This window comes from Pseudolabrys taiwanensis (genome assembly GCF_003367395.1).
Classification (GTDB): domain Bacteria; phylum Pseudomonadota; class Alphaproteobacteria; order Rhizobiales; family Xanthobacteraceae; genus Pseudolabrys; species Pseudolabrys taiwanensis.
The window spans coordinates 4,701,998-4,727,500 of record NZ_CP031417.1 but is presented as its reverse complement, the minus strand read 5'-3'; the positions used below and the strand labels follow the sequence as shown (position 1 = coordinate 4,727,500).

General features: G+C 65.9%; 23 protein-coding genes (1 of these 23 running past the window's edge). 9 read left to right on the top strand and 14 right to left on the bottom strand.

Going from position 1 to position 25,503, the window contains the following annotated elements; genetic code table 11:
- Window positions 1-1,132, top strand: partial view of a M23 family metallopeptidase gene (locus tag DW352_RS22500; RefSeq protein ID WP_115693425.1) — the 3' portion only. 857 nt of this gene lie to the left of the window's left edge; the window shows 1,132 of its 1,989 coding nt (coding positions 858-1,989); the start codon falls outside the window, past its left edge; it ends in the stop codon at window positions 1,130-1,132.
- 65 nt (window positions 1,133-1,197) lie between these two features.
- Here DW352_RS22500 and clpB read toward each other — a convergent pair whose 3' ends face one another.
- Entirely contained in the window at window positions 1,198-3,792 is a 2,595-nt protein-coding gene (gene clpB, locus DW352_RS22495) for an ATP-dependent chaperone ClpB (RefSeq protein WP_115693424.1), read from the bottom strand.
- Between the two features lie 173 nt (window positions 3,793-3,965).
- Between clpB and DW352_RS22490 the strand changes: the two genes are divergently transcribed.
- Complete coding sequence (locus DW352_RS22490; protein ID WP_115693423.1) at window positions 3,966-4,739, top strand: MOSC domain-containing protein; 774 nt, start codon at window positions 3,966-3,968, stop codon at window positions 4,737-4,739.
- Between the two features lie 86 nt (window positions 4,740-4,825).
- Here DW352_RS22490 and DW352_RS22485 read toward each other — a convergent pair whose 3' ends face one another.
- From DW352_RS22485 to metX, 3 genes are all read right to left on the bottom strand, one after another.
- Window positions 4,826-5,287 (bottom strand): TIGR02594 family protein, encoded by a 462-nt coding sequence (locus DW352_RS22485; RefSeq protein WP_342634883.1) that lies wholly within the window; start codon window positions 5,285-5,287, stop codon window positions 4,826-4,828.
- A 662-nt stretch (window positions 5,288-5,949) separates the two neighbouring features.
- A complete protein-coding gene (gene metW, locus DW352_RS22480; protein ID WP_115693421.1) occupies window positions 5,950-6,609 on the bottom strand; it encodes a methionine biosynthesis protein MetW in 660 nt (219 codons plus the stop codon).
- 2 nt (window positions 6,610-6,611) lie between these two features.
- Window positions 6,612-7,811 (bottom strand): homoserine O-acetyltransferase MetX, encoded by a 1,200-nt coding sequence (metX, locus tag DW352_RS22475; RefSeq protein ID WP_115693420.1) that lies wholly within the window; start codon window positions 7,809-7,811, stop codon window positions 6,612-6,614.
- A 216-nt stretch (window positions 7,812-8,027) separates the two neighbouring features.
- Between metX and DW352_RS22470 the strand changes: the two genes are divergently transcribed.
- From DW352_RS22470 to DW352_RS22455, 4 genes are all read left to right on the top strand, one after another.
- A complete protein-coding gene (locus tag DW352_RS22470; RefSeq protein ID WP_115693419.1) occupies window positions 8,028-8,870 on the top strand; it encodes a chorismate mutase in 843 nt (280 codons plus the stop codon).
- Between the two features lie 112 nt (window positions 8,871-8,982).
- Window positions 8,983-10,086 (top strand): histidinol-phosphate transaminase, encoded by a 1,104-nt coding sequence (hisC, locus tag DW352_RS22465; RefSeq protein WP_115693418.1) that lies wholly within the window; start codon window positions 8,983-8,985, stop codon window positions 10,084-10,086.
- A 151-nt stretch (window positions 10,087-10,237) separates the two neighbouring features.
- Window positions 10,238-11,206: a prephenate/arogenate dehydrogenase family protein gene (locus tag DW352_RS22460; protein WP_115693417.1), complete on the top strand. Its 969-nt coding sequence runs from the start codon at window positions 10,238-10,240 to the stop codon at window positions 11,204-11,206.
- Window positions 11,203-12,039 carry a class I SAM-dependent methyltransferase gene (locus DW352_RS22455; protein WP_115693416.1) on the top strand — a complete coding sequence of 279 codons (837 nt, stop codon included), beginning with the start codon at window positions 11,203-11,205 and terminating at the stop codon, window positions 12,037-12,039. Before DW352_RS22460 ends, DW352_RS22455 begins: the two co-directional genes overlap by 4 nt.
- A 6-nt stretch (window positions 12,040-12,045) precedes the next feature.
- Here the strand turns inward: DW352_RS22455 and DW352_RS22450 are convergent, their stop codons facing one another.
- Window positions 12,046-13,164 (bottom strand): DUF2125 domain-containing protein, encoded by a 1,119-nt coding sequence (locus tag DW352_RS22450; protein ID WP_162827134.1) that lies wholly within the window; start codon window positions 13,162-13,164, stop codon window positions 12,046-12,048.
- A 233-nt stretch (window positions 13,165-13,397) separates the two neighbouring features.
- Here DW352_RS22450 and DW352_RS22445 point away from each other — a divergent pair, with 233 nt between their 5' ends.
- Window positions 13,398-13,958 carry a gamma-glutamylcyclotransferase gene (locus tag DW352_RS22445; protein WP_115693414.1) on the top strand — a complete coding sequence of 187 codons (561 nt, stop codon included), beginning with the start codon at window positions 13,398-13,400 and terminating at the stop codon, window positions 13,956-13,958.
- A gap of 137 nt (window positions 13,959-14,095) precedes the next feature.
- Here DW352_RS22445 and DW352_RS22440 read toward each other — a convergent pair whose 3' ends face one another.
- The 4 genes from DW352_RS22440 to ftsE are packed head-to-tail and all read right to left on the bottom strand — an operon-like array spanning window position 14,096 to window position 17,090.
- Window positions 14,096-14,830 carry a lysophospholipid acyltransferase family protein gene (locus DW352_RS22440; protein ID WP_210209880.1) on the bottom strand — a complete coding sequence of 245 codons (735 nt, stop codon included), beginning with the start codon at window positions 14,828-14,830 and terminating at the stop codon, window positions 14,096-14,098.
- A gap of 11 nt (window positions 14,831-14,841) precedes the next feature.
- Window positions 14,842-15,453 carry a YdcF family protein gene (locus DW352_RS22435; protein ID WP_115693413.1) on the bottom strand — a complete coding sequence of 204 codons (612 nt, stop codon included), beginning with the start codon at window positions 15,451-15,453 and terminating at the stop codon, window positions 14,842-14,844.
- A 1-nt stretch (window position 15,454) separates the two neighbouring features.
- The gene (locus tag DW352_RS22430; RefSeq protein ID WP_245434219.1) at window positions 15,455-16,414 is read right to left on the bottom strand and encodes a cell division protein FtsX; all 960 of its coding nucleotides are present in this window, start codon (window positions 16,412-16,414) and stop codon (window positions 15,455-15,457) included.
- A 16-nt stretch (window positions 16,415-16,430) separates the two neighbouring features.
- Window positions 16,431-17,090: a cell division ATP-binding protein FtsE gene (gene ftsE, locus DW352_RS22425; RefSeq protein WP_115693412.1), complete on the bottom strand. Its 660-nt coding sequence runs from the start codon at window positions 17,088-17,090 to the stop codon at window positions 16,431-16,433.
- A gap of 202 nt (window positions 17,091-17,292) precedes the next feature.
- Here ftsE and DW352_RS22420 point away from each other — a divergent pair, with 202 nt between their 5' ends.
- Window positions 17,293-18,309, top strand: a complete 1,017-nt coding sequence (locus tag DW352_RS22420) for an MJ0042-type zinc finger domain-containing protein (protein WP_115693411.1) — start codon at window positions 17,293-17,295, stop codon at window positions 18,307-18,309.
- A 70-nt stretch (window positions 18,310-18,379) separates the two neighbouring features.
- Window positions 18,380-19,267 (top strand): lytic transglycosylase domain-containing protein, encoded by an 888-nt coding sequence (locus tag DW352_RS22415; protein WP_115693410.1) that lies wholly within the window; start codon window positions 18,380-18,382, stop codon window positions 19,265-19,267.
- Window positions 19,268-19,298: 31 nt separating this feature from the next.
- Here the strand turns inward: DW352_RS22415 and DW352_RS22410 are convergent, their stop codons facing one another.
- The 5 genes from DW352_RS22410 to argH form a co-directional block, all read right to left on the bottom strand.
- Window positions 19,299-21,830, bottom strand: coding sequence for a TIGR02302 family protein (locus DW352_RS22410; RefSeq protein WP_115693409.1), 2,532 nt, complete (start codon window positions 21,828-21,830; stop codon window positions 19,299-19,301).
- A 372-nt stretch (window positions 21,831-22,202) separates the two neighbouring features.
- Window positions 22,203-23,468 (bottom strand): diaminopimelate decarboxylase, encoded by a 1,266-nt coding sequence (gene lysA, locus DW352_RS22405; protein ID WP_115693408.1) that lies wholly within the window; start codon window positions 23,466-23,468, stop codon window positions 22,203-22,205.
- Window positions 23,469-23,483: 15 nt separating this feature from the next.
- Window positions 23,484-23,783, bottom strand: a complete 300-nt coding sequence (gene lptM, locus DW352_RS22400; RefSeq protein ID WP_245434217.1) for an LPS translocon maturation chaperone LptM — start codon at window positions 23,781-23,783, stop codon at window positions 23,484-23,486.
- Window positions 23,784-23,849: 66 nt separating this feature from the next.
- Window positions 23,850-24,095: a hypothetical protein gene (locus tag DW352_RS22395; protein ID WP_115693407.1), complete on the bottom strand. Its 246-nt coding sequence runs from the start codon at window positions 24,093-24,095 to the stop codon at window positions 23,850-23,852.
- A 10-nt stretch (window positions 24,096-24,105) separates the two neighbouring features.
- The gene (gene argH, locus DW352_RS22390) at window positions 24,106-25,488 is read right to left on the bottom strand and encodes an argininosuccinate lyase (RefSeq protein ID WP_115693406.1); all 1,383 of its coding nucleotides are present in this window, start codon (window positions 25,486-25,488) and stop codon (window positions 24,106-24,108) included.
- Between the last annotated feature and the right edge of the window lie 15 nt (window positions 25,489-25,503).

Here is a 25,503-nt window from a genome sequence, read left to right as displayed (position 1 = left end):
GGGCGACACGGTGCTGACAATGCTGCGCGATCTCGGCGCCAACGCCGACGATATCGCCTCGGTCATTCGCGTGCTCAACCGCGGCCGCGACGGCGGCATCCGCGAAGGCCAAAAGCTGCGCGTGCTGATGTCCCCGATACCCGGCACGCAACCCCCGCGGCTGCAACCGGTCCGGGTGATCATCGCCGGCGATTCCTCCATCGACGCGGTCGTCGCGCTCGCCGACACCGGCAAATACGTCTCGGTCGACGTGCGTAACGTCGACACGGAAGTCGCGCAAAACAGCGATACTAGCGAGGACGAGAACGACACGTCCGGCGTGCGGCTCTACCAGAGCGTCTACGAAACCGCGCTGCGCAACCAGATTCCGAAGCCGATCATCGAAGAGCTGATCAAGATTTATTCTTACGACGTCGACTTCCAGCGCAAGGTGCAGCCGGGCGACTCGTTCGAAGTGCTCTACGCCGGCGAGGACGAAGCGCCGGCCGCCGACAGCCGCAGCGATGTGTTGTTCGCCGCGCTCACCGTCGGCGGCGAGACCAAGAAATTCTATCGTTTCCAGTCGCCGGACGACGGTCTGGTCGACTACTACGACGAGACCGGCAAGAGCGCGAAGAAGTTCCTGGTGCGTAAGCCGCTGGTCGCCGGCATCATGCGATCGTCCTTCGGCATCCGCCGTCATCCGATCCTCGGCTACACCAAGATGCACACCGGCGTGGACTGGGCGGCGCCTTCCGGTACGCCGATTTATGCCGCCGGCAACGGCACGATCGAGAAGGTCGGTTGGGAATCCGGCTACGGCAAGTTCATCCTGCTGCGTCACAACAATGGCTATGAGACCGCCTACGGCCACATGAGCGCCTATGCGCGCGGCATGGACGAGGGCAAACGGGTGCGACAGGGCCAGGTGATCGGCTTCGTCGGCTCGACCGGCTTGTCGACCGGCTCGCACGTGCATTACGAAATCCGCATCAACGGCCGCTTCGTCGACCCGATGCGCATCAAGCTGCCGCGCGGCCGCGAACTGCAGGGGCCGGTGATGGCCGCCTTCGACAAGGAGCGCGAGCGCCTCGATGGCCTGATGGCGCGCAAACCGGCGCGCGTCGCGACGAACGCGCCGGCCGGACGATAGTCCAATCTCGGAAGATTTGAGCGCTTTTTTCCTCCCCCGCCTGCGCGGGGGAGGGTTAAAGCCGATTACGCCGCCTGCGCGATCTGACCGTTGAAGGTCAGGCCGAGCTTGTCGCCGGAGACAACGACGGTCTCGCCGTCCTTGATCTTGCCGGCAAGGATCATCTCGGCGAGCGGATCCTGCACCGCCTTCTGGATCACCCGCTTCAGGGGACGGGCGCCGTAAGCCGGATCCCAGCCCTTTTCGGCGAGCCAGTCGCGACCGCTCGGCTCGAGCGTGAGCGTGATCTTGCGGTCGTCCAGCAGCTTCTGCAGGCGCTTCATCTGGATGTCGACGATGCGGCCCATCTCGCTCTTCTGGAGGCGATGGAACAGGATGATCTCGTCCACGCGGTTCAAGAACTCCGGCCGGAACGAGGCGCGCACCACACCCATCACCATGTCGCGCACGGCGTCGGTGTCCTGACCTTCCGGCTGGTTGACCAGGAAGTCGGCACCGAGATTCGACGTCATGATGATCAGCGTATTACGGAAGTCGACCGTGTGGCCCTGCCCGTCGGTCAGGCGTCCGTCGTCGAGCACTTGCAACAGGACGTTGAACACGTCCGGATGCGCCTTCTCGATCTCGTCGAACAGCACGACCTGATAAGGCCTGCGCCGCACGGCTTCCGTGAGCGCGCCGCCCTCCTCGTAACCGACATAGCCCGGAGGCGCACCGATCAGCCGCGCCACCGCGTGCTTCTCCATGTACTCCGACATGTCGATGCGCAGCAGCGCGTTCTCGTCGTCGAACAGATAGGCCGCGAGCGCCTTGGTCAGCTCCGTCTTGCCGACGCCGGTCGGCCCCAGGAACATAAACGAGCCGATCGGCCGGTTCGGGTCTTGCAGGCCTGCGCGGGCGCGCCGCACCGCGGTCGAGACGGCTTTCACGGCTTCCGCCTGGCCGACCACCCGCTTGGCGAGCTCGTCTTCCATGCGCAGCAGCTTTTCCTTCTCGCCTTCGAGCATCTTGTCGACCGGCACGCCGGTCCAGCGTGAGACGACGCCGGCAACGTGGTCGGCGGTCACGGTCTCCTCGACCATGGCGCCCTTGCCTTCGCTCTCCTCGACCGCCTTCAGCTTCTTCTCGAGGTCGGGGATGCGGCCATAAGCGAGTTCGCCCGCCTTCTGGTATTCGCCCTTGCGCTGCGCGATGGCGAGTTCGTTGCGCGCGTCGTCGAGCTGCTTCTTCAGCTCGGTCGCCGAGCCCAGCTTTTCCTTTTCCGACTTCCACCGGCTCGTGAGGTCGGCGGACCGCTTCTCGAGATCGGCGAGTTCGACCTCGAGGTTCTTCAGCCGGTCCTTGGAGCCCGGGTCGGTTTCCTTCTTCAGCGCTTCCTGCTCGATCTTCAGCCGCACGATCTCGCGGTCGATCGAATCGAGCTCCTCGGGCTTGGAATCGACCTGCATCTTCAGCCGCGCCGCCGCCTCGTCGACGAGGTCGATGGCCTTGTCGGGCAGGAAGCGGTCGGTGATGTAGCGGTTCGACAACGTCGCCGCGGCAACGATCGCCGAGTCGGCGATGCGCACGCCGTGGTGCTGCTCGTATTTGTCCTTGAGGCCGCGCAGGATCGAGATCGTATCCTCGACCGTCGGCTCGGACACGAACACCGGCTGGAAGCGCCGCGCCAACGCCGCGTCCTTCTCGACGTGCTTCTTGTATTCGTCGAGCGTGGTCGCGCCGATGCAGTGCAGCTCGCCGCGCGCGAGCGCCGGCTTGAGCAGGTTGGACGCGTCCATCGCGCCGTCGGCTTTGCCGGCGCCGACGAGCGTGTGCATCTCGTCGATGAACAGGATGATGCCGCCCTCGGCCGCCGTGACCTCGTTGAGCACCGCCTTCAGGCGCTCCTCGAACTCACCGCGATATTTCGCGCCGGCGATCAGCGCGCCCATGTCGAGCGCGAGCAGCTTCTTGTCGTGCAGGCTGTCCGGCACGTCGCCGTTGACGATGCGCTGCGCCAGGCCTTCGACGATGGCGGTCTTGCCAACGCCGGGTTCGCCGATCAGCACGGGGTTGTTCTTGGTCCGGCGCGACAGCACCTGGATGGTGCGGCGGATCTCTTCGTCGCGGCCGATGACAGGATCGATCTTGCCGTCGCGCGCCGCCTGGGTGAGATCGCGCGCGTATTTCTTCAGCGCGTCATAGGCGTTCTCGGCCGACGCACTGTCGGCGGTGCGGCCCTTGCGCAGCGCTTCGATCGCGGCGTTGAGATTCTGCGGCGTGACGCCGGCCGCTTTCAAAACCTTGCCCGCCTCGCTGTCTTTCTCGAGCGCCAGCGCGAGCAGAAGCCGCTCGACCGTCACGAAACTATCGCCGGCCTTCTCGCCGGCCTTCTCGGCGGCGTCGAAGACCCGAGCCAATGCGGGATCGAGATAGATCTGGCCGGCGCCACCGCCGGAAATCTTGGGGCGCTTGGCGAGCGCCGCCTCGGTCTGCTGCAAGGCCTGCCGCGAATTGCCGCCGGAACGGTCGATCAGCCCCGCGGCCAACCCCTCGGGGTCGTCGAGCAGGACTTTCAGGAGATGTTCGGGGGCAAATTGCTGGTGGCCCTCACGCAGCGCCAAAGACTGCGCGGACTGCACGAAACCGCGGGCGCGGTCGGTGTATTTCTCAAAGTTCATCGTCTACTCCCTCGGCCCAAAATGGCACCGGATAACAAGCAGGTCCCTGAACCAGGCGGCCCGCCTCGGACCTTATGTGGGTGCCTTTATTCCCGTTTGAAGACCCTTGTTGCTTGATATAGGTCAGGCAAACGGGCCTTCGGGCCGCGACCGCAAGCAGCCGAAGGCCGTCCATGGCGAATGCGCCCGACCAACCCATTATCCAGGCTCTTTACCGCTACCCGGTTAAGGGCCTGTCGCCCCAAGCCCTCCCGCGCACGACGCTGACGGCCGGTCAGACGGTGCCGGCCGACCGGCTCTACGCCATCGAGAACGGCCCGATCGGCTTTGACCCGGCCGCCCCCGCCTATTTCCCAAAGCAGCGTTTCCTGATGCTGATGCGAAACGAAAGGCTGGCGGCGCTCAAGACCGATTACGACGAGACAAGCCACACCCTCACCGTCCGGTTCGACGGCAAGGAGGTGGCGCGCGGCGATCTGCGCACGCCGGAAGGCCGGACGGCGGTCGAAGCGTTCTTCGCGAGTTATTGCGCCGATGAGCTGCGCGGGCCGCCCAAGATCCTCTACGGCGCGGGACACAGCTTCTCGGATGTCGCCAGGAAGGTCGTCTCGATTATCAACCTTGCCTCGGTCGGCGCGCTGGAAACGGTCGTCGGCGCGTCCATCGACCCGCTGCGCTTCCGGGCGAACGTCTATGTGCGCGGCTGGCCGGCATGGCACGAGTTCGACCTGCTCGACCGCGAACTGACCATCGGCGGTGCGCGGCTGAAGGTGGTCAAACGCATCGTGCGGTGCGCGGCCACCAATGTCGATCCGCAGACCGGCGCGCGCGATCTCACCATCCCGCAAACGCTGATGCAGAATTTCGACCACATGGATTGCGGGGTCTATGCCGAGGTGATCGGCGGCGGCGATGTCGCCGTCGGCGACACGATCACAGAAGCTTAGGCAGGAGCCGCAGGCCGCAAAAAACAACGCGCCCCGCTCGTTGCCGAGCGAGGCGCGATGAAACGTCGAACGATGGGCGCGGCGGATCAGCCGCCCGGCAACACGTAGGCCTGAATGCGGCCCGCCGGATAAACCGACTCCGCGACGGTACGGTTATGGTTGCCCGAGACGATGATCGGGTTGCCGTTTGGATCGACGCCGCTGACGACGCCGACATGACCACCGCCCTTGCGGCCCATCACGGCGATAGCGCCCACCTGCGGACCCGACACGCGGCGCCCGTAGCTGGCATAGGCCTTGGCGAGATTACCACCGCCCGCATGACCGGTGCGGCGAAGCACCATGTCCATGAACGCGCCGCACCAGAGGCTGCGGCGGCCGGTCGGATTGGTGCCGAGATATTTGCGCGCCTCAGCCACCAGCGACGAACTGCCGCCGAAGCTGCTGAAGCCGGACGTCTGCTGCGCCATCGCGGCGGCTTGCGCGCGCCGTCCACGGCGCGTGGTCGCTACCGGCGCGGACGGCGCTTCGGCCTGCCGCGTTTGCATAGCGCCTGCCGAATAGCGCGGATCGCGATCGGCTCCGGAGAACGCCGTATTTCCAAATGCCGGCACGGCCGGCGCAACAGCCTGCCGATGATAACTGTGGCGATGCGCTGCTTTCTTATGAACCGGCTTTGCATAAGCCGAACTCGTGAGCGCGACCATTGCGGCTGAACACAGCAGGATTGTCGCCCGTCTCTTCTTAAGATTCATGATGGGTAGTCCTCTCATCTAAGCAAAGATTCTCCACCGACCAATTCAGCCGAGAAGCTGCGGCATTTACCGCAGAATAACGGTGACGATTTCGTGGTGATGGAAGGGTATTTCGGCGTAAAACCGAAGAATGCCCCGGCCTTTAATATTTACGGCACTCACAGGGCAAGCTTTATTAGCCACAAAATACGCACGCGCATGACAACTATACTCAGGATACAGATCAGAAATGGTATATCAGCACCGTTTTCGGCACTTTACCGCGTTACTTTAGTTAACTGCAATTTTCGATAGAAACGAACGCGCGAGCAGACACGAGGACAGCGATGATCAACTCACGCAGTCCAAGTTCTCTTGCCTGCACTTTGTTCCGAGATGACTTGCAAGAAATGCGAATGTACGGCGCTATACATTACGCCAGCGATCGCAACTTTCGCCAAACGCCGATGTAATACTTAGCTCTTGCGGCTGAGCAGAAAGACCGCCTGCTGGCCAAACAAATTCCAGAACCACCACGGCGCATTCAGCCGCAGCGGCGAGCCCCAGGCATTCAACGCCACCGACTTCTCCATCTTGACGCCGATCGCTGTGCAGAGCTGGACGAAGTCCTTGATGGTGCAGTGATGGATGTTCGGCGTGTCGTACCAGCTGTAGGGCAGGATTTCCGTGCGTGGCATATGGCCGGCGAACATCAACTGCAGACGCACGCTCCAATGTCCGAAGTTCGGAAACGACACGATCGCGTGCCGACCGATGCGCAGCATGTGCTCCAGCACCACGCGCGGCTGCCGCGTCGCCTGCAGCGTCTGCGACAGGATCACGTAATCGAAGGCGTCGTCCGGGTAGTCGCCGAGATCGGTGTCGGCGTCGCCCTGGACCACCGCGAGGCCCTTGGCGACACATTCGTTCACGCCCTCGCGCGATAATTCGATGCCGCGGCCGTCGACGTCGCGCCGTTCGCTCAGGAGCCGCAGCAACTCGCCGTCGCCGCAGCCGACGTCGAGCACTTTGGCGCCGCGCACGACCATGTCCGCCACCATCACGAGGTCGACACGCGCGCCGCCCGCCGTCCGTACGATGTTGGCACTGAGCTTGGGATCGCTGCGCGACAGCATGCTCACACCGCCTTCGTGGATTTCAGCCCGCGCGCCTTGCTGGCGCCGTCGAGGAAGCCGCGCACGATGCCGAACATCTCCGGCTCGTCGAGCAGGAACGCGTCGTGGCCCTTGTCCGAGACGATTTCGGCGAACGACACACGCGCGCTCGAGGCATTGAGCGCATGCACGATGGCGCGTGATTCCGACGTCGGAAACAGCCAGTCGCTGGTGAATGAAATCACGCAGAAGCGCGTCGGCGCGCCCCTGAAGGCATTGGCGAGCACGCCGTTATGATCGGCGGCGAGATCGAAGTAGTCCATCGCCCGCGTGAGATAGAGATAGGAGTTCGCGTCGAAACGCTCGACGAACGAGATGCCTTGATGGCGCAGATAAGACTCGACCTGGAAGTCGGCGTCGAACGAGAAGGTCGGATTCTCGCGGTCCTGGAACTTACGGCCGAACTTGCGATGCAACGCCGCGTCCGAAAGATAGGTGATATGCGCGCCCATGCGCGCGACCGCGAGACCGCGGCGCGGATTGGTGCCTTCGAGATGATAGCGGCCGCCGCGCCATTCGGGATCGGCCATGATCGCCTGGCGGCCGACTTCGTGAAAGGCGATGTTCTGCGCCGAATGGCGCGTGGCGCAGGCGATCGGCAACGCGGCAAAGACGCGCTCGGGATAGCTCTCCGCCCATTGCAGCACTTGCATGCCGCCCATCGAACCGCCGACCACCGCGAACAAGGTGTCGATGCCGAGATGATCGAGCAGCATCGCCTGCGCGCGCACCATGTCGCGGATGGTGATGACCGGAAACTCCAGGCCCCAGGGCTTGCCGGTGGCCGGATTGATCGAGGCCGGGCCGCTCGTCCCCATGCAGCCGCCGACGACATTCGAACAGATGACGAAGTAGCGATCGGTATCGACCGGCTTGCCGGGCCCGACCAAAGTCTCCCACCAGCCGCTCTTCTTGGTGACCGGATGCGTGCCGACGACATGCTGGTCGCCGGTGAGCGCATGGCAGATCAGCACCGCGTTCGAGCGCTCCGCGTTGAGCGCTCCGTAGGTGCGATAGGCGATCTGGAACGGCGACAGCGACACGCCGGCGTCGAGTTTGAGTGGCTGGTCGTTGCCGAAATGCGCGAGAGCCGAGTCGCGCGGCGCATCGGCCTCGCGGACGCTGTCCGGCGCCTCCGGTAAGCTGCTCGTCACTTCGTCCATTGCGTTCCCGGCATTGTACGGCCCGGAGAAAGCCTTCCGGGCTCGGCCGTTTAGGGTAGCCTAAAACAGACTGTCAATGCCTCACTGATTTTGCGGCCGAAAGCTCCGGCCCGGACGCGGCCGGCCCTTGTGCCGCCCATCCGTGCCTTTAGAACCTATATCGATCATGAGGTGGCTGGGCCTTCCCGCCCACCATGACGGAAGAAGAGTTGGGCCATGACCACGACACCGCCGAACCTGGAGGAACTGCGCAAGGAGATCGATCGCATCGACGAGACGATGCACGGTCTGCTCATCGAGCGCAGCGAGATCATCGGCCGGCTCATCGCGGTCAAGAAGAGTCAGGAAACCGGTTCGGCGTTCCGGCCCGCGCGCGAGGCCGAGATGATGCGCCGGCTGGTCAAGCGCCACCGCGGCATCCTGCCGCTCGATACCGTCGAGAGCATCTGGCGCGTCATCATCGCCACCTTCACTTACGTGCAGGCGCCCTTCTCCGTGCATGCGGACCTGTCGGCCGGCGATGCCTCGATGCGCGATTCCGCCCGCTTCCATTTCGGCTTCACGGTGCCCTTCATCCCGCACATGGGCGCCGCCGGCGTCGTCGCCGCGGTGTCGGAATCCAAGGGCGATCTCGGCCTGGTGCCGGCCGCGGCGGTTGCCGGCGCCGGGGCCTGGTGGAGCGCGCTCGAATTCGACGCCGCGCCGAAGATCATCGCCCGGCTGCCCTTCGTCGAGCGGCCGGACCATCCGGCCGCCTTCCCTGTGTTCGTGCTGTCGCGGGTCGCCGCCGACGCCATGGCGACCGACGCCACGGTCTGGAGCATCCGCGTGTCCGGCTGGGGCGCGGGCGCCGCGCAGGCCCTCTCGATGCAGGCCGACTTCATCGCCGCGCCCGACCGCGCCTTCGACGGCGCCGCGCTGCTGGTGACGCTGCCCAAGGACGTGACGCTCGAAACGGTCAACCGGACCTTGGTTAAGGCCGGCGCCACCGTCCGCTCGTCGGCTCTCGTCGGGAGCCACGCAACCCGCTATACGGTTGCCGCCGAAAAGAGCCCCTGAGACACCTGAGGCGTCATCCCCCGCGAAGGCGGGCGATCCCCTACTCCCGGATCCCAGCGGCTCCTGGATGCCCCGCTTCCGCGGGACATGATTGACTGTGAGGTTTATTGAAATGACTGCCAAACGTCCGCAACCGCGCCCCGGCGTGCTCGACATCGCCCCCTACGTTCCCGGCAAGAGCACCGCGCCCGGTGTCGCCAAGGTGTTCAAGCTCTCGTCGAACGAGAGCCCGCTCGGCCCAAGCCCGCGCGCGGTCGACGCCTATAAGACGGTTGGCCTGCATTTGGAGGACTATCCGGACGGCTCCGCCACCGACCTGCGCGACGCGATCGCGCGCGCCTACGGCCTCGATCCTTCCCGCATCATCTGCGGCGCCGGCTCCGACGACCTCATCAACCTGATCGCGCGCGGCTACCTGCAGGACGGCGACGAGGCCGTCTACAGCCGCCACGGCTTCCTGATGTATCCGATCGCCATCACCGGCTGCGGCGCCAAGCCCGTGGTCGCGGAGGAGAAGGATCTCACCGCCGACGTCGATTCGATCCTGTCCAAGGTCACGCCGAAGACCAAGATCGTCTTCCTCGCCAACCCGAACAATCCGACCGGCACCTATCTGCCGTTCAACGAGGTCAAGCGCCTGCACGCCGGCCTGCCGCCGGACGTGCTCCTCGTGCTCGACGCCGCTTACGCGGAGTACGTCCGCCGCAACGACTACGAAGCCGGCATCGAGCTGGTGGCGACGAGCGAGAACGTGCTCATGCTGCGCACCTTCTCCAAGATCCACGGCCTCGCGGCGCTGCGCCTCGGCTGGTTCTACGCGCCGGCGCATATCTGCGATGCGCTCAACCGCATCCGCGGACCGTTCAATGTTAGCGCGCCGGCCAGCGCCGCCGGCATCGCCGCGATCGGCGACTCCGGGCACATCGAGCGCTCAATCGCCTTCAACGGCGAGTGGCTGGCGTGGGTCACGAAGGAACTGGCCAAGCTCGGGCTCAAGGTGACGCCGAGCGTCGCCAACTTCATCCTGATCCACTTCCCGGACACGCCCGGCAAGGGCGCCGCCGAGGCCGACGAATTCCTCACCAAGCGCGGCTTGGTCATGCGCCGCGTGAAGGCCTATCACCTGCCGAACGCGCTGCGCATGAGCATCGGCACCGAGGAAGCCAATCGTCTGGTGGTCGCCGCGCTCAAGGAGTTCTTGGGGAAAGCGGCGTGAGCTTTGCCGGGCACAACGTTGGTCCCGTCACCCTGAGGTGCGAGGCGCGGCACGCGCCGAGCCTCGAAGGGCGACGGCCCGAGAGTCAGTGCCCGTCATCCTTCGAGGCGCGCCTTCGGCGCGCACCTCAGGATGACGGCGAGAGGTTTGCATGACGTCGAAAACCCTCTTCAACCGGATGGCCTTGATCGGCGTCGGCCTGATCGGCTCGTCGATCGCGCGCGCGGCGAAGCTCCAAGGCGCCGTCGGCTCAATCGTCGCCACCGCGCGCTCGCCGGAGACGCGCCGGCGCGTCGCTGAACTCGGAATCGCCGACCAAGTCGTTGAATCGAACGCCGCCGCCGTCGAAGGCGCGGACCTCGTCATCGTCTGTATTCCGGTCGGCGCCTGCGGACCCGTGGCGCAGGAGATCGGGCCTTATCTCGCGCCCGGCGCCATCGTCTCGGACGTCGGCTCGGTCAAGGGCTCGGTCGTGCGCGACATGAGCCCGCATCTGCCGAGCAACGTGCACTTCGTGCCGGCCCATCCGGTCGCCGGCACCGAATATTCCGGGCCCGACGCCGGCTTTGCCGAGCTGTTCGTGAACCGCTGGTGCATTCTGACGCCGCCGGAAGGCACCGATCCGTCGGCCACCGAGAAGCTCGCCGCGTTCTGGAGCCTGCTCGGCGCCAATGTCGAGACCATGTCGCCGGAGCATCACGACCTGGTGCTGGCCGTCACCAGCCATCTGCCGCATCTCATCGCCTACACCATCGTCGGCACCGCGGACGAGCTGCAGAACGTGACGCGCTCGGAAGTGCTGAAGTTCTCTGCCGGCGGCTTCCGCGACTTCACGCGCATTGCCGCCTCCGATCCGACCATGTGGCGCGACATTTTCGTCGCCAACAAGGACGCGGTGCTGGAGATGCTCGGACGCTTCAACGAGGACATCTCGGCGCTGACCCGCGCGATCCGCAACGGCGACGGCAACACTTTGTTCGAGCACTTCACGCGCACGCGCGCGATCCGCCGCGGCATCGTGCAGATCGGCCAGGATTCGCCCGCGCCCGATTTCGGCCGCCCGCATCCGGGTTTGCCGCACACGCCGCTGCCCAAGCCTTACGCGGCGGACGAAGGATGAAACGCGCAAATACCGCGGCGAAAGACAAAGAGGCCTGGAGCAAGCTCTGGCCGAGCCAGCATCCGGAAAAGTCGGTGCCGCTGCTGCAGGCGCTCCACATCCTCACACGCGATGGCACGCTCAATGCCGACTCGCGACGCAAGCTGACGCAGGTCTTGCACCTGACGCAGCTGTTGCGTCCCGCCTTGGAGACGCTGCTCAAGGAGAAGGAAGAGCCGGTGCTCGCCGATGTCGGCGCCGGCAAATCCTATCTCGGCTTCATCCTCTACGACCTGGTGTTCGGACCCGCCGGACGCGGCAGCATCGTCGGCATCGAGGCGCGGGAAAAACTGGTCGAAGCATCGCGTGGTTTGGCCGCGTCGTCGGGCTTCGAGCGGATGACGTTCATCGCCTCGCCGATCACCGAGGCGACGGTCTCCGGCGGCCATGCCGACATGGTGACGGCGCTGCATGCCTGCGACACCGCGACCGACGACGCCATTCGCTTTGCGCTACGGCATGAAGCCAAGGTCATCGCCTTGGTGCCTTGCTGCCAGGCCGAGGTGGCGCGGCTGCTCGAAGGGCACGGCGGTCCGTTACGTCAGTTGTGGCGCCATCCGATCCAGCGGCGGGAATTCGGCGCGCATGTCACCAACGTCATCCGCGGCTTGGTCCTGGAGGCGCATGGCTACAAAGTGCGCGTCACCGAGTTCACCGGCCTCGAGCATACGATGAAGAACGAGCTCATTCTGGCGGAGCGCCATCAGCGCAGCAATGCGCAGGCGCGCGGGGAACTCACCCGCCTGATCGACCAGCTTGGCGTGAAACCCGCGCTGCTCGACGCGCTACCCTAAGACGGCTCAAAACAGCGCCGGTGTCTTGCCGATCGGGATCGGACCGAGGAAGGCCGCGCCGTCATCGAAGCGCAGCGGCAGCGTCACCGCCTTACGGCCTTCGAGCGTCGTCTGTTCGCCCAGCATGTTGATGCCGGCGGCGATGTTCGTGCCGGCCTGCTGCCGCGCCGCGGCGCCGAGGCCGGGCGAGAAGCGATCGAGGAAGCCGGCGAGCCGGTCCATGGTCGGCGAACTCTGCACCATGCGCTGGGCGCCGATCTTGTCGAGGAATTCGTCGATGCCGGCGATCGTCACGCGCAACTGACCTTGCAGCCGGCCCTGCGGATTGAGCATCAGCTGACCGGCGCCAACGGCCAGGATATTGCCCTGCTGCACCCGCGCGCGGGTGATGTCGATGCGGCCGCCGGCGGCCTGCATTTCGCGGAAGCGTTCGGCCCAAGGCTTGGGGCTAAGGTCGTTGAGCCCGCGCAACACGGTGACCATATCGGCGTCGAGCGGCTGCGCCGCTGCAGGATGCAAAGCCGGCGCGGTGATGCCCTCCGCGCTCAGCGCCGCCTCGATCACCGGCTTGTCGGCGGCGGATCCCTCGGCGACGCGGCCGTGCAGCTCGAGGTGATTGGCCCTCAGCAAGCTCTCACGGCTGTCGCCCGACAGGCGCTCGAGGACCGGCGCATCGAACACGAGCGCGACGCGCTCCGGCGCCGTCGGCGTGCCGCGCACGCTGGCCTGGCCGAGCTTCCAATTGGCGCTGAGCACCGGGGGGTGGCCGGCGTCGCCGATCGTGGCCGGACCGGTGAACTCGCTGATGATCAGATCGGGTTGATAGATCTGCACCGCGGCGAGGATGTCCGCCGTCTTGATCTCGAGCGGCGGCTGAAGGGCGCGGAACACCGCCGACGCGTTCTGGCAGCTTACCTCGATACGGAAAGGATAGCCGCCGATCGACGCCGAGCCGCAGTTGTAGATGCGCCCGGCCTTCGCCTCGCGGTCACGCCAGCCGTCGAGAACGTTGCCCGCCTGACCGACGGCGTAATACCAAAGCCCGCTCCAGCCGACGATGACGAGGGCGACGAGGACGGTCAGAACGATGTAGCGCCGCTTGCGGCGCGCAGAATCGGGGGGCATCGCGGCTTCGACGGCTGCGGGCTGGGAATCGCGCGGTCTAGGTAGCACGTCGCTCATGGGTTCCTATCGGAAAACCGTCACGGAATCGGATAGTTCCTCAGTTTAGCTGCACCGATTGCGGCGTTTATGGGCCGAAGGCGGCGCCCGGTGACCGGATAGGGGCTTATTGCGCGTGGCCCCCCGCCCTGATACGCGAAGCCTCCTTCACATACCGTGGTCGAAGCCCACCCGCGATGAACGCCCCTGAGAACAATGGCGAGGACCTCTGGGTCTTCGGCTACGGCTCGCTGATCTGGCGCCCCGGCTTCGACTTCATCGACCAGCGCAAGGCGCGTTGCGTCGGCGCCCATCGCGCCCTGTGCGTGTACTCCTTCGTCCACCGCGGTACGCCGGAAAAGCCCGGCCTGGTGCTCGGTCTCGATCGCGGCGGCAACTGCCGCGGCGTCGCCTACCGGGTGACGGCGGACAAACGCGCGGCGACGATCCAGTATCTGCGCGAGCGCGAGCAGGTGACCATGGTCTACCGCGAGGCGTGGCGCACCGTCTGGCTCGACGACGATCCCAAGCAGCGCGTGAGCGCGGTCTGTTATATGGTCGACCGCGGCCATGAGCAGTTCGCCGGCCGGCTCACGCTGGAGCAGCAGTTGCATCACGTGCGCCAGGGGCACGGCCGCTCCGGCAACAACCGCGATTATGTTTTGGAGACGGTCGGCGCGCTGGAGAAGCTGGGCTTCCGCGACCGCGAGCTGCATCTTCTGGCCGAGCGACTCAAGGGCACGCACGAACAAAGCTGAGGCGCCGTCCCGCGCCGTTCACTCCCTCGCGCACTTGAAGGCGCAAGTCGGCCACAGCCGACTTGCAGTCGGAATCCAGCAGGACCTGACAAGCGCGCTATCGCATTCGGTCCGCGCTTTCGCGCCGACGAGCGGATTTAGGTTTTATCCGTACCCCTCGCCTTCGCTTCGGCGATCAGCCGCGCGGTGGCAGGCTCGATCGCCGCTTGCAAGCGCTGGAAGAATTCTTCGCGGGCAAGCCCGGCCGGGATCGGATCGAGGATCTCCACCAAAACCTTGCCGGGATGACGCCGGACCGAGCGACGCGGCCAGAACAAGCCCGAATTGAGCGCGATCGGCACGCAGGGCACACCTTCCGCCACGTAGAGATGGGCGACGCCTTGTTTGTACGCAGGGTCAGCCCCGGCCGGCCGGCGGGTCCCTTCGGGAAAGATGATGAGCTGGCGGTTGAGAGCGAGCTCGATGCGCGCGCGCTCGACCATGGCGACGAGCGCCTTTGCACCCTTGCGGCGATCGACCGGCACCATGCGGCCCTTGATCGTGAGCCAGCCGAAGATCGGGATCCATTGCAGTTCGCGCTTGAGGATGAATACCGGATTGGGAAACAGCGGCAGCAGCGCGAAAGTCTCCCAAGCCGATTGGTGCTTGGCCGCGACCAGCACGGCTCCAGGCGGAATCTTCTCCCGCCCGCGGATCTCATAGTCGAGGCCGACGACGACACGCAGCAGCATGAGGTTGAAGCGCGCCCACGATTTCGCGACCTCGACGATCGCGGTATAGCGCATGAAGAACGTCGGCAGCGCCGCGATGAGATAGACGAAAGTGCCCACGTAAAAGAGCACGTTGAAGGCGATGGAGCGTAGAACGATCACGGATTTTGTCCTTACGCGACGCCTTCCGAGTCCAGGCGCATGCGGGTGAGCGCCAACAGATACTTCAGATATTCGCCGAACAGAAGCCGCGCCGTGTCGACGCTCTGCCACCACGGCTCGGTCTTCAACTTCACGGACATCACCGGGAAGGCGATGAGCTTCACTTCCGGCAACTGGTGCTCGAGCTCGACCAAGGCCCGCGGCATGTGCCAGTTCGACGTGACCACGATCAGCGTCATGAAATTGTGATCATGCGCCCAGCGCTTGGTCTCGAGCGCATTGCCGAACGTGTTGAGCGCGGAGCGGTCGAGATCGATGCAGCAGGTGAAATACTTGGTGTAGAGCGGCGTCAGCCGCGCGATCTCCTTGGCGCTGATCGTGCGGTGCACGCCGGTGATCAAGAGCCGCTTGCCGTGTTCGGCGGCGAGCAGTTCGATCGCGTCGGGGATGCGCGCCGCAGCCCCCGTCAGAACGACAATGCCGTCGGCGTTACGGTCGAGCGTGACCTCCTCGCTGGCGATGTTGGAGACGAACCATAGGAAGCCGCCGGCGAGCACCACGGCGCCGGCGACGCACACGGTCATCGTCAGAAAACCGATCCAACGGGCGAGACTTCCGAGCATGCTAGTCGATCATTTCTAACGTACGATTGACGGTGACACGGGAAGTATAGGCTGTCACCACCGCGATCAGCACCACCTGCAACACCACGATGAGATAACCGCTCCAGCCGATCGAGAACGAGCCGAACAGAGCTTGCGTCTGTGCCCCGCCCGCGGTGCCGGCGAACCAGCGGGTCATGAGCGCGGCAAAAGCGAACAACAGGATCGCGCCGCCGCCGCCGATCGCGCCGCCCTGCAGCCCGAGCAACAGGAAATGGCGCTGAAAATTGCTGGCGATGAAGCCATTCTTGGCGCCGACAAAATGCAGCACTTCTATGACGGTCCGATTCGTGGCCATGGCACCCCGCGTAGCGAAGGTCACCGACAAAATCGTGGCCGCGATCATCAAGGCGAGGATGCCGATGCCGGCGGCGACCGCGGTGCCTGCCATGGCGCGCATGCGGTCGATCCAGCCGCGGTGGTCGTCGAGCGTCGCCCCCGGCACCTGTTCGGCAAGCATGCTGCGCAGCTGCGGGATATCCGGCGCGGCGCCGGACGCGATCTTCACCACGATCAGCCGCGGCACCGGCAATTCCTCGAGCTTCAGGCCGGCACCGAGCCATGGCTCCAAGAGTTGCGCCGACTCGTCCTTGGAGTAGACGCGCACCTCGGCGATGCCGGGAAAATTGCGCGCCACAGATGCCGCCTTGTCGACGAGCGCGTCGGTATCGCGGCCCGCCGCGGGGATGAGCTGAATGGTGACCTCGCGCGAAACGTCGGACTGCCATTCGCTCGCCGCCTGGCTGACGAGCACGACGCCGCCTGCGGTAAGCGAGGCGAGAAAGGTCATGATGGCCACCACCGCCACCAGCGCGCGGCCGGCGATCGAGTTGCGCGGCACGAGCGAGGTGTCGAAGCGCGGCAGAAAGATAATGGGCGTGCGCGACGGCAATGTCGCGTCGACGCGTTCGCTTTCGACCATCCTTGTAACCTTGACTTCAATCATAGATGTGCAGACGTCCGTCGTGCAGCACCAGCCGGCGCGCATCGTACTCGTCCATCAAGGCAATGTCGTGAGTGGCGATGACGACCGACGTCCCGGATTTGTTGAGTTCGATGAACAGCCGCAGCAGGCGCTGGGCGAGCGAGGGGTCGACGTTGCCGGTGGGCTCGTCCGCGAGCAGCAATTGGGGACGCGCGATCACCGCGCGGGCGATGGCCGCGCGCTGCTTCTCGCCGCCCGACAGCACCGGCGGCAGCGCGAACACGCGCTCGCCGAGGCCGACCCAATGCAACAGCTCCATCACCTCGTCGCGATAGGTATCCTCGGCCCGGCCCATCACGCGAAGCGGCAGCGCCACATTCTCGTAGGTCGTCATGTGGTCGAGCAACCGGAAGTCCTGAAAAACGATGCCGATGCGCCGGCGCAACGTGGCGACCGCGTCGCGCGACAGCGTCGCGACGTCGTGGCCGAAATGGGTGATCAGGCCGCGGGTCGGCTTCAGCGACAGGAAAAGAAGCCGCAACAGGCTGGTCTTGCCGGCGCCCGAGGGCCCGGTGAGAAATTGGAAGGAATGCGGCTCTATGCGAAAAGTGAGGTCGTGCAGAACCTCCGGCCCAAGGCCGTAGCGCAAGCCGACATTCTCGAATCGGACCACCCGCTTCTCCGATGAATTCCATTGATCGATCCGTGGCTTAGGACCACAGGACGGACCGTGCCCGCGCGCTCCCGATCAGTCTAACTGCGCTTTTACAGCATTGTAGCGGCCCTGCCAGTGCCCTCGGGCCACTGCCGCTGGCCCGCACCCTGTCGGTCCATGGTTTCCGATCCATTAAGGGACGGGTGGTAAGGTCCCGCCGATGGAAATCGCGACCGATGCCATGTTGATCGTCTGTCCGAGTTGCGCCACGTCCTACCAGATCGATTCCGAGTCGGTCGGTTCGGCCGGCCGCATGGTCCGCTGCGCGCGTTGTAAAACCACCTGGTTTGCGACGCCGACCGCCGAGGCCGACCCTTTCGTCGATGAGGTCATCGCCGAGGCGGAGGCCGAGCAGGTGCGTGGCGTGCTGCGCGACCGTACCCCGCACGAGGCCGCGGCCGACGATTTCGGATTGCCGGAAGAAGCCCCGCTGCCGGAGCCGGCCGCATCCGAGCCACCGGCCATGGATACCGCCGCCCCCTTCGCCGCGGCGCCCGATTTCACGCCACCCCCGGCGCCCGCCTCGTTCGAGCTCGAACCGCAGCCGGAGATGCCGCCGGCCGCCATCGTCGACGCGCCGTCGCTGGTGCCGCCGGTCATGCCGCCCAGCGAGCCGCTGGGCGCCCAAGAGCCGCCCGTCTACCAGGAGACGACGCCCGCCGAGCGGGAGGAGCAGCTCGAGACCTTCGCCGCCCGCCGCAAGCGGATGCAGGCCAAGCGCAAGAAGTCGCGGATCTCCTCGCGCTGGACAGCGGTCATCCTCGTGCTGTTCGCCGTCAACGTCGCCTTGATCGGCGCGCGCAGCGAAGTGGTGCGGTTCTTGCCGCAGACCGCGTCGCTGTTTGCCGCTATCGGCCTGCCGGTCAACCTGCGCCAGCTCGCCTTCGACAATGTGCGCATCACGCGCGAGAGCCAGGACGGTGCCACGATCCTGATGGTCGAGGGCAACATCGTCAGCACGGCCAGCAAGCCGGTGGAAGTGCCGCGCCTGCGATTTGCCGCGCGCAACAAAGACGGCCAGGAGATCTACACCTGGACCGCCAAGCCCGACCGCAGCATTCTCGAACCCGGAAAGCGGCTGCCGTTCTCGAGCCGCCTCGCCGCGCCGCCGGCCGACGCCAATGACGTGATGGTGCGCTTCTTTACCGCCAACGACGCCATGGCCGGCAAGAAGTAGCGCGCGCAGGAACCGGGACGCGAGGACGTGGCTTAAGTCCGCGGACGATACGCAACGCGGCGACGCGGCCATGGCTCGCCTTATCGGAACATTGAGACCGGCAGCGGCGGCGGCCGCTTTCGCCCTGTCGCTTGTCGCCTGCATCGCGCCGGGCCATGCCGAAGACGCCGGCCAATCGCTCTGCCTGATGCTGGAATCGGCGGCGAAAGCAAACGATTTACCGCCGGCCTTCCTGGCGCGGGTCATCTGGCGTGAAAGCCGGTTCGATGCGGACGCGGTGGGGCCACGGACGCGCCGCGGCCAGCGCGCGCAGGGCATCGCGCAATTCATGCCCGGCACCGCTGCGGAGCGCGGCCTCGACGACCCGTACGATCCGGTGCAGGCGCTGCCGAAGGCGGCGGCGTTCCTCAGCGAATTGCGCACCACGTTCGGCAATCTCGGCCTCGCCGCGGCGGCATACAATGCCGGACCGGCGCGGGTGCGCGGCTGGCTCGACGGCACGCGCACCCTGCCGGCCGAGACGCGCAACTACGTCCTAGCGATCACCGGGCGCGGCGTCGACGATTGGGCCAAGGTGGGCTCGGCGGACTTGCTCGCGCCGGCAACCGACTGCGAGCAACTCATCGCCTCGCTGCAAGAGCCGCCGGGCGCGTTCTTCTCCGAGCTCAAGCAGCAGGTCGAGAGCGCGCTGTCGAAGCCATGGGGTCTGGTGCTCGCCGCCGGCCTGTCGCGCGATCATGTGCTCGATCGCTATGCGCGCGTGATCGGCCAAGTGCGCGCGCTGACCGGCGCGCCCGAACCGATCCTGACCGCGGCGCGCGAGCGCGGCCTGAACCGCATCTACAAAGCGTGGATCGGCGCCGATACGCGCCCCGCCGCGAACACGCTCTGCGCTCGCATCCGCGCCGCCGGCAGCGCCTGCTTTGTCTTGCGCGCGCCGCGCTCAGGCCGAACGTAGGGTCGGCAAAGGCGCGCCCTACGGCCGCGCCTCAGAAATCCTTGAGCAGGCGCTCGATGTAATCGAGTTCGAGCTGCGGCCGGAAGCTCTCGCCGAAGCGCTTGCGCAGCTCTTCGAGAATGCGGCGCGCGCGCTGCGCGTCGATTTCGCCCGGCACCTTCACGGTGACGTCGTCGCCGTAATCGCGGCCGCGCAACGGACGCCCGAGCGGATCGGTGTCGTTCTGCGCGCGCTCGCGGCCGCGCCCCGGTCGGCCGTTCGGGCCCGGACCGCTCTGGCCCTGCTGCTGCTGCATCTGTTGCGCGAGACCTTGCGCGCCCTTGCGCATGGCTTCGAGCGCACGGCCCTGGCCGTCGACGGCGCCTTCGGCATCGCCCTCGCCGAGTGAGCCTTCAGCGTCGCCCATGGCTTCGCCGGCATCGCCGAGCTGGCCCATCTGGTCGCCAGATCCCTGATCTTGGCCCTGCTGATCGCCTTGTTCGCCCTGCTGCTCGCCTTGCTGGCCCTGCTGGCCGAGGCCGCGCTTGCGCAACTGTTCGAGCAGCTTGTTGAGCCGGTCGCGCAGGCCCTGCTGGTCCTGGCGCAGATCGCCCATCTGCTGATTGCCCTGCTGGCCGCGCTGTCCACGCTGGCGATTCTGCTGCCGCTGCTCCTGACCTTCCTTGTAGGTGCGGTCGCGCAACTGCTGCTGCTTGCGGATCATATCGCCGAGCTCGTCCAGCGCCGAGTTCATATCGTCGTCGCCGTTATCGCCCTGCGCGCCCGGCCGCGCCATCTGCAGATTTTCCATCATCGCCTGCAGCTGTTCGAGCAGCTGGCGCGCGGCATCCTTGTTGCCGGACCGCGCCATGCTCTCGAGCCGGTCCAGCATGCTCTTGAGATCCTGCTGGCTGAGCGTACGCGTGTTCTGATCGAGCGGCCGCGCGAGCTGCTGCGGGTTCTTGCGCATCTCCTCGGCGAGCGCCTGCAGGAACTTGTCCATCGCCGCGCGCAGCTGATCCATCAACTGCTTGATCTCTTCGTCGCTCGCGCCGCGATCGAGCGCCTGCCGCAACGCCTCCTGCGCCTGGCGCAACGCCTGCTCGGCCTGGCTGACGTTGCCATCCTCGATCTGCAACGCCATCTCCCACAGCCGCGCGACGACCTCGCGCATCGCGTCGTCGGTTTTGGCGCCTTGCAGCTGATAGTAGATCGAACGCAGACCGAGGTAGATGCCGGCCTCCGGTATGAATTTCTCCGGTGCCAGCGCCAGCACGTCGAGCGCCGTCAGCACCAACGGCTTCTGCCCGGCATCGAGCGCCAGATTGCGCCGCTGCTCGATCAGCGCGCGCGCCAGCGGCTTGACGAAGATGCGCTGCGGCAAGGTGAGCGTACGCGGCTCGCTCTGACCGACATTGCCGGCTTCGTCCTTTGCGGTGAGCGTGAGATTGACCTCGGCGCCGGCCCACGGGTGATCGGTGAGGTCATGCGTCGTCTGCGCGACGCCCGAACGCGTGCGCGCCTGCGGCAGCACCAGCGCGTAATCGGGCGGCCCGAACAGCGGATGCGCCGTCTTGGCAGCGCCATCCTTGAGCGAGAACGCCGCCTTGGCTTCGACAACGCCGTAGTCGTCGTCCATCTTGTAATCGAGCCTGAGCGCGCCGCGCGCCTGGCGCTCGGGATCCTTCGTCAATTCGATGTTCGGCGCACGGTCCGGAATGGCGGTGAACTGCCAGTGCAGATCCTGACCGACGACGCTGCGCACCGAGGCCGTGCCATCGCTCTTGATGATAAGCTTATGCTCGGCGGTGCCGGCGGGCAGCGTCTGCGCTTCGGCAGCGGCCTCTTCGAGGCCACCTTTGTGCGCAACCTCGACCTGCACGTTGCCCGTCGAGCGGATGATGAGCTGGCTGCCGGCGGGCACGGTGAAGGCCGCGGTCTGCGTTCCATTTTGCGCCGTCTCGCCCGGACGCAGTCCCGGCAGCATCACCGGCGGCCGGCCGGTATAGGCCGGCGGCGTCACCCAGGCATCGACGCGGAAATTCGCCGGCGCCACGACGCCTTGCCAGTCGAACGCCGCCATGACGCGTTTGGCGCGTTCGCCGCTCGCGCCGAAGAAGGTGGCAACGACCAGGATGACAGCGAGAGCTCGGATCGCGGCGGGATCGCGCAGCGACACATTGGGCCGTGGCCAACCGGCCTTCAGCTTTTGCGCCGACAGCAGCGCCCGCTCGATATGCACGCGCCAAAGGGCCTGCGTCAGCGGATCGTGCTGGCCGATCGCCATGCGATCGGCGACCGTCGAGGCCGGCCGATGCGCCTCGCCGCTCGAGCGGTCGAGCCGGCGCAAACCGTCCGTTTCGGTGGGGACCCGCAGCCGAACGAGGGGAAACGCCGCGAAAATGGCGAGCAGCGTGAAGACGACAAGCCCGACGGCGCGGCCGACCGGCGGCAGCATCAGCCAGAAGCCCGCCCACGAGAAAGCCAGGAACAGGCCGCCCACGGTGAGCAGACCGGCGAGCCCCGGCCACAGACCCTCCCATAACAGGCTACCGCGCGCGCGCTGGATGGCGCGCGACAACATCAGGCGGGTCGTGGGTTCCCGGTGATCGGGCCGCTCGTCCAAACCGTCCAAAAAGGCGCTCCGTCGCCCGGCGAGGGAATCTCAAAGTCCCAACACGCTAACACGCGGGAATATCCGCAGCCATGCACGACTTTGTGCTGTGCCGCACGGCTAACATGCATGAAATGCGGCTAATTCGTCGCTTTCAAGGCGGAGAGACGCGGCGATATGCAGCCGACACGGACAGGCACAGCTTTGGTCCCGTCACCCTGAGGTGCGAGCGAAGCGAGCCTCGAAGCGCGACGGCCGAGGCGCCCGGGCCGTTCATCCTTCGAGGGCCGCTTCGCGGCCACCTCAGGATGATGTAGAGAGGTTGGCGATTGCGGGACTAACTCAAAGCCAATCCGGCAAGCGATCGAGCGCGATCAATTCCTCGGCCGTCACGCGCGGGCGCACGAGGGCCCACTTGTCGCCGTTGACCAGCACCTCGGGCACCAGCGCACGCGTGTTGTAGGTGCCGGCCTGCACCGCGCCGTAAGCGCCGGCGGTCATCACCGCGAGCAGGTCACCGTCCTTCGGCTCGACCATGTCGCGGTCCTTGGCGAGGAAGTCGCCGCTCTCACAGACCGGGCCCACCACGTCGGCGCGCAGGCGCCGCGCGTGCGGCGCCGGTTCCTTCACCGGCATGATCGCGTGATACGCCTCGTAGAGCGTCGGACGGATGAGATCGTTCATGCCCGCATCGACGACGACGAAGTGCTTCACGTCGCCGTGCTTCATGAACAGGACGCGCGTCACCAGGATGCCGGCATTGCCCACGAGCAACCGGCCCGGCTCGAAGATCAATTTGCAGCCGAGATCGCGCGTCGCCTTCTTCACGACGGCGGCGTACTCCTCAGGATGCGGCGGCGGCTCGTTGTCGTCGTGATAGGGGATGCCGAGGCCGCCGCCGAGGTCGACATGCGTGATGGCGTGCCCATCCGCGCGGAGGTCGCGCACGAACTCGGCCAGCAGCGCGAACGCGTTGCCGAACGGATCGAGATCGGTGATCTGGCTGCCGATGTGCATGTCGACGCCCGACACCGCGATGCCGGGCAGCGCCGCCGCATGCTTGTAGACTTCGCGCGCGCGGCTGATCGGGATGCCGAACTTGTTCTCGGCCTTGCCGGTCGCGATCTTGTGGTGCGTCTTGGCATCGACGTCCGGATTGACGCGCACCGATACATGCGCCGTGCGGCCCTTCGCCTTGGCGATCTTCGACAGGAAATGCAGCTCAGGCTCGGACTCGACGTTGATGCAGAAGATGCCTTCGTCGAGCGCCAGCGCCAGCTCCGCCTCGGTCTTGCCGATACCGGAGAACATGATCTTCTGCGCCGGAATGCCGGCCGCGCGGGCGCGCTTGAGCTCGCCGCCGGAGACCACGTCGGCGCCCGCGCCGAGTTCGGCCAGCGTCTTGATCACCGCCTGGTTGGAATTCGCCTTCATGGCGTAGCAGACGAGCGCGTCGACATCGGCGAAGGCGCCGGCGAAGACCTTGTAGTGCCGCGTCAGCGTGGCGGTGGAATAGCAGTAGAACGGCGTGCCGACCTCGGCCGCGAGCGCGGTGAGGTCGACGCCCTCGGCGTGCAGGACGCCGGCGCGATAGTCGAAGTGATGCATCGGAAGCGCGCCGGTTCAGTTCAACAAAGGATCGAGCAGGAATTTCTTGTTCTGCGTCGTCGGCGGTGTCGCCGTGCCGGTGGGCGATCCGGAATTCGCGCTCGAACTGCCGCCGCTGCCGAATGGCGACATCGATGCGGGACCGACGAGACCGGGGCCTTGCGCTGACGGTGGAGCCTGCTCGGTCGCGGGCGCCGCCGAGGCCGACGGCGGCGGATCAAGCGGGCCCTTGCGGCCGCAGCCGGCAAGGCCGAGCGCGGCGACGAGCACAGCGATCACAGCGAGGCGCGGGAAGGGACGGTCTGATACTGACAAACTGCGATCTCCGAATACGGCCGGCATCTTAGCAAAGCCGCGATAAAAGGCGAAATAGCGTCTCATTCAGTCGCCGGACTGGCGCGCGGCCAGCTTGCGCTCCGGCGCCTCGATGCCGTGGAGCCGTTCACGCTGCGTTTCGAGCCACACCAGCCGTTTGAAGGCATTCTTCCGCAGGTTGGAGTTGGTCACGGAGTCGAACCGCCAGGCGGCGCCTGCAATCAACAGGTTGAACTCGGACAAAGACAGCTTTTCCGCCTCGGCTTCGGTGTTGGCGCCACCCTTGAGGCGCCCGCGTCTTGGCTCTGCCATATCAAGCGCTCTACTTGGCCAGGATCTTCAACCAGCGCTTGGCCTGCGCGCGCACATTCTTGGGCGCCGTGCCGCCATAGGACACGCGGCTCTTCACCGAATTGGTCACCGACAGGACGTTGAACACGTCGTCGGTGATCTTCGGCTCGACGCCTTGCATGTCGGCGAGCGTCAGCCGGTGCAGCGGCACGCCCTTCTCGGACGCCAGCGCGACGATGCGGCCGGTGATGTGGTGGGCCTGGCGGAAGGGGATGTTGAGCGTGCGCACCAGCCAGTCGGCGAGGTCGGTGGCGGTGGCATAGCCCTCGCCCGCGGCCTTCTTCATCTTGGCTTCGTCCGGCACCATGTCGGCGACCATGCCGGTCATCGCGGCGATGGCGAGCGAGAGGGCGGAGAGCGCGTCCATCGCGCCTTCCTTGTCCTCCTGCATGTCCTTGGCATAAGCGAGCGGCAGGCCCTTCATGACGATCAGGATGCCGTTGAGCGCGCCGATGATGCGCCCGGCCTTGGCGCGCACCAGCTCCGCCGCATCCGGATTGCGCTTCTGCGGCATGATCGATGAGCCGGTCGTGAACTTGTCCGTGAGCTTGACCAGGCCGACGATCGGCGAGGTCCAAATCACGATCTCCTCGGCGAAGCGCGACAGATGCACGGCGGCAATCGAGGCCGCCGCGAGCGTCTCCATGACGAAATCGCGGTCGGAGACGGCATCGAGCGAATTCGCCGTCGGGCGGTCGAAGCCGAGCGCTTTCGCCGTCATCTCGCGGTCGAGATCGAAGGAGGTGCCGGCAAGCGCGCCGGAGCCGAGCGGCGACTCGTTGAGGCGCTTGCGCGCATCGGCGAAACGGCCGCGATCGCGCGCGGTCATTTCCACGTATGCGAGCAGATGATGGCCGAAAGTGACCGGCTGCGCCGTCTGCAAATGCGTGAAGCCCGGCATCACCGTTTCGGCGTGCTCTGCGGCTTTCGTCGCAAGTGCCTTTTGATAGCCGGCGAGCGCCGCGTCGATGGTGTCGATGGTGTCGCGCACCCAGAGGCGGAAATCGGTCGCGACCTGGTCGTTGCGCGAGCGCGCGGTATGCAGGCGCCCGGCCGCCGGCCCGACGATGTCGGTGAGCCGGCTCTCGACGTTCATATGAATGTCTTCCAGCGCGCGCTGGAACGAGAATTTACCCTGTTCGATCTCTGACAGAATCGTGTCTAGACCGTGAGCGATCGATTTCGCATCGTCCGCCGCAATGATGCCTTGCTTGGCCAGCATCTCGGCATGGGCCTTGGACGCGGTGATGTCCTGGCGGTAGAGATGCCGGTCGAAGTCGATGGAGGCGTTGATCTCCTCCATGATGGCATCCGGGCCGGAGGCAAACCGCCCGCCCCACATTTTGTTGCTCATGACGTCCGCGACCTG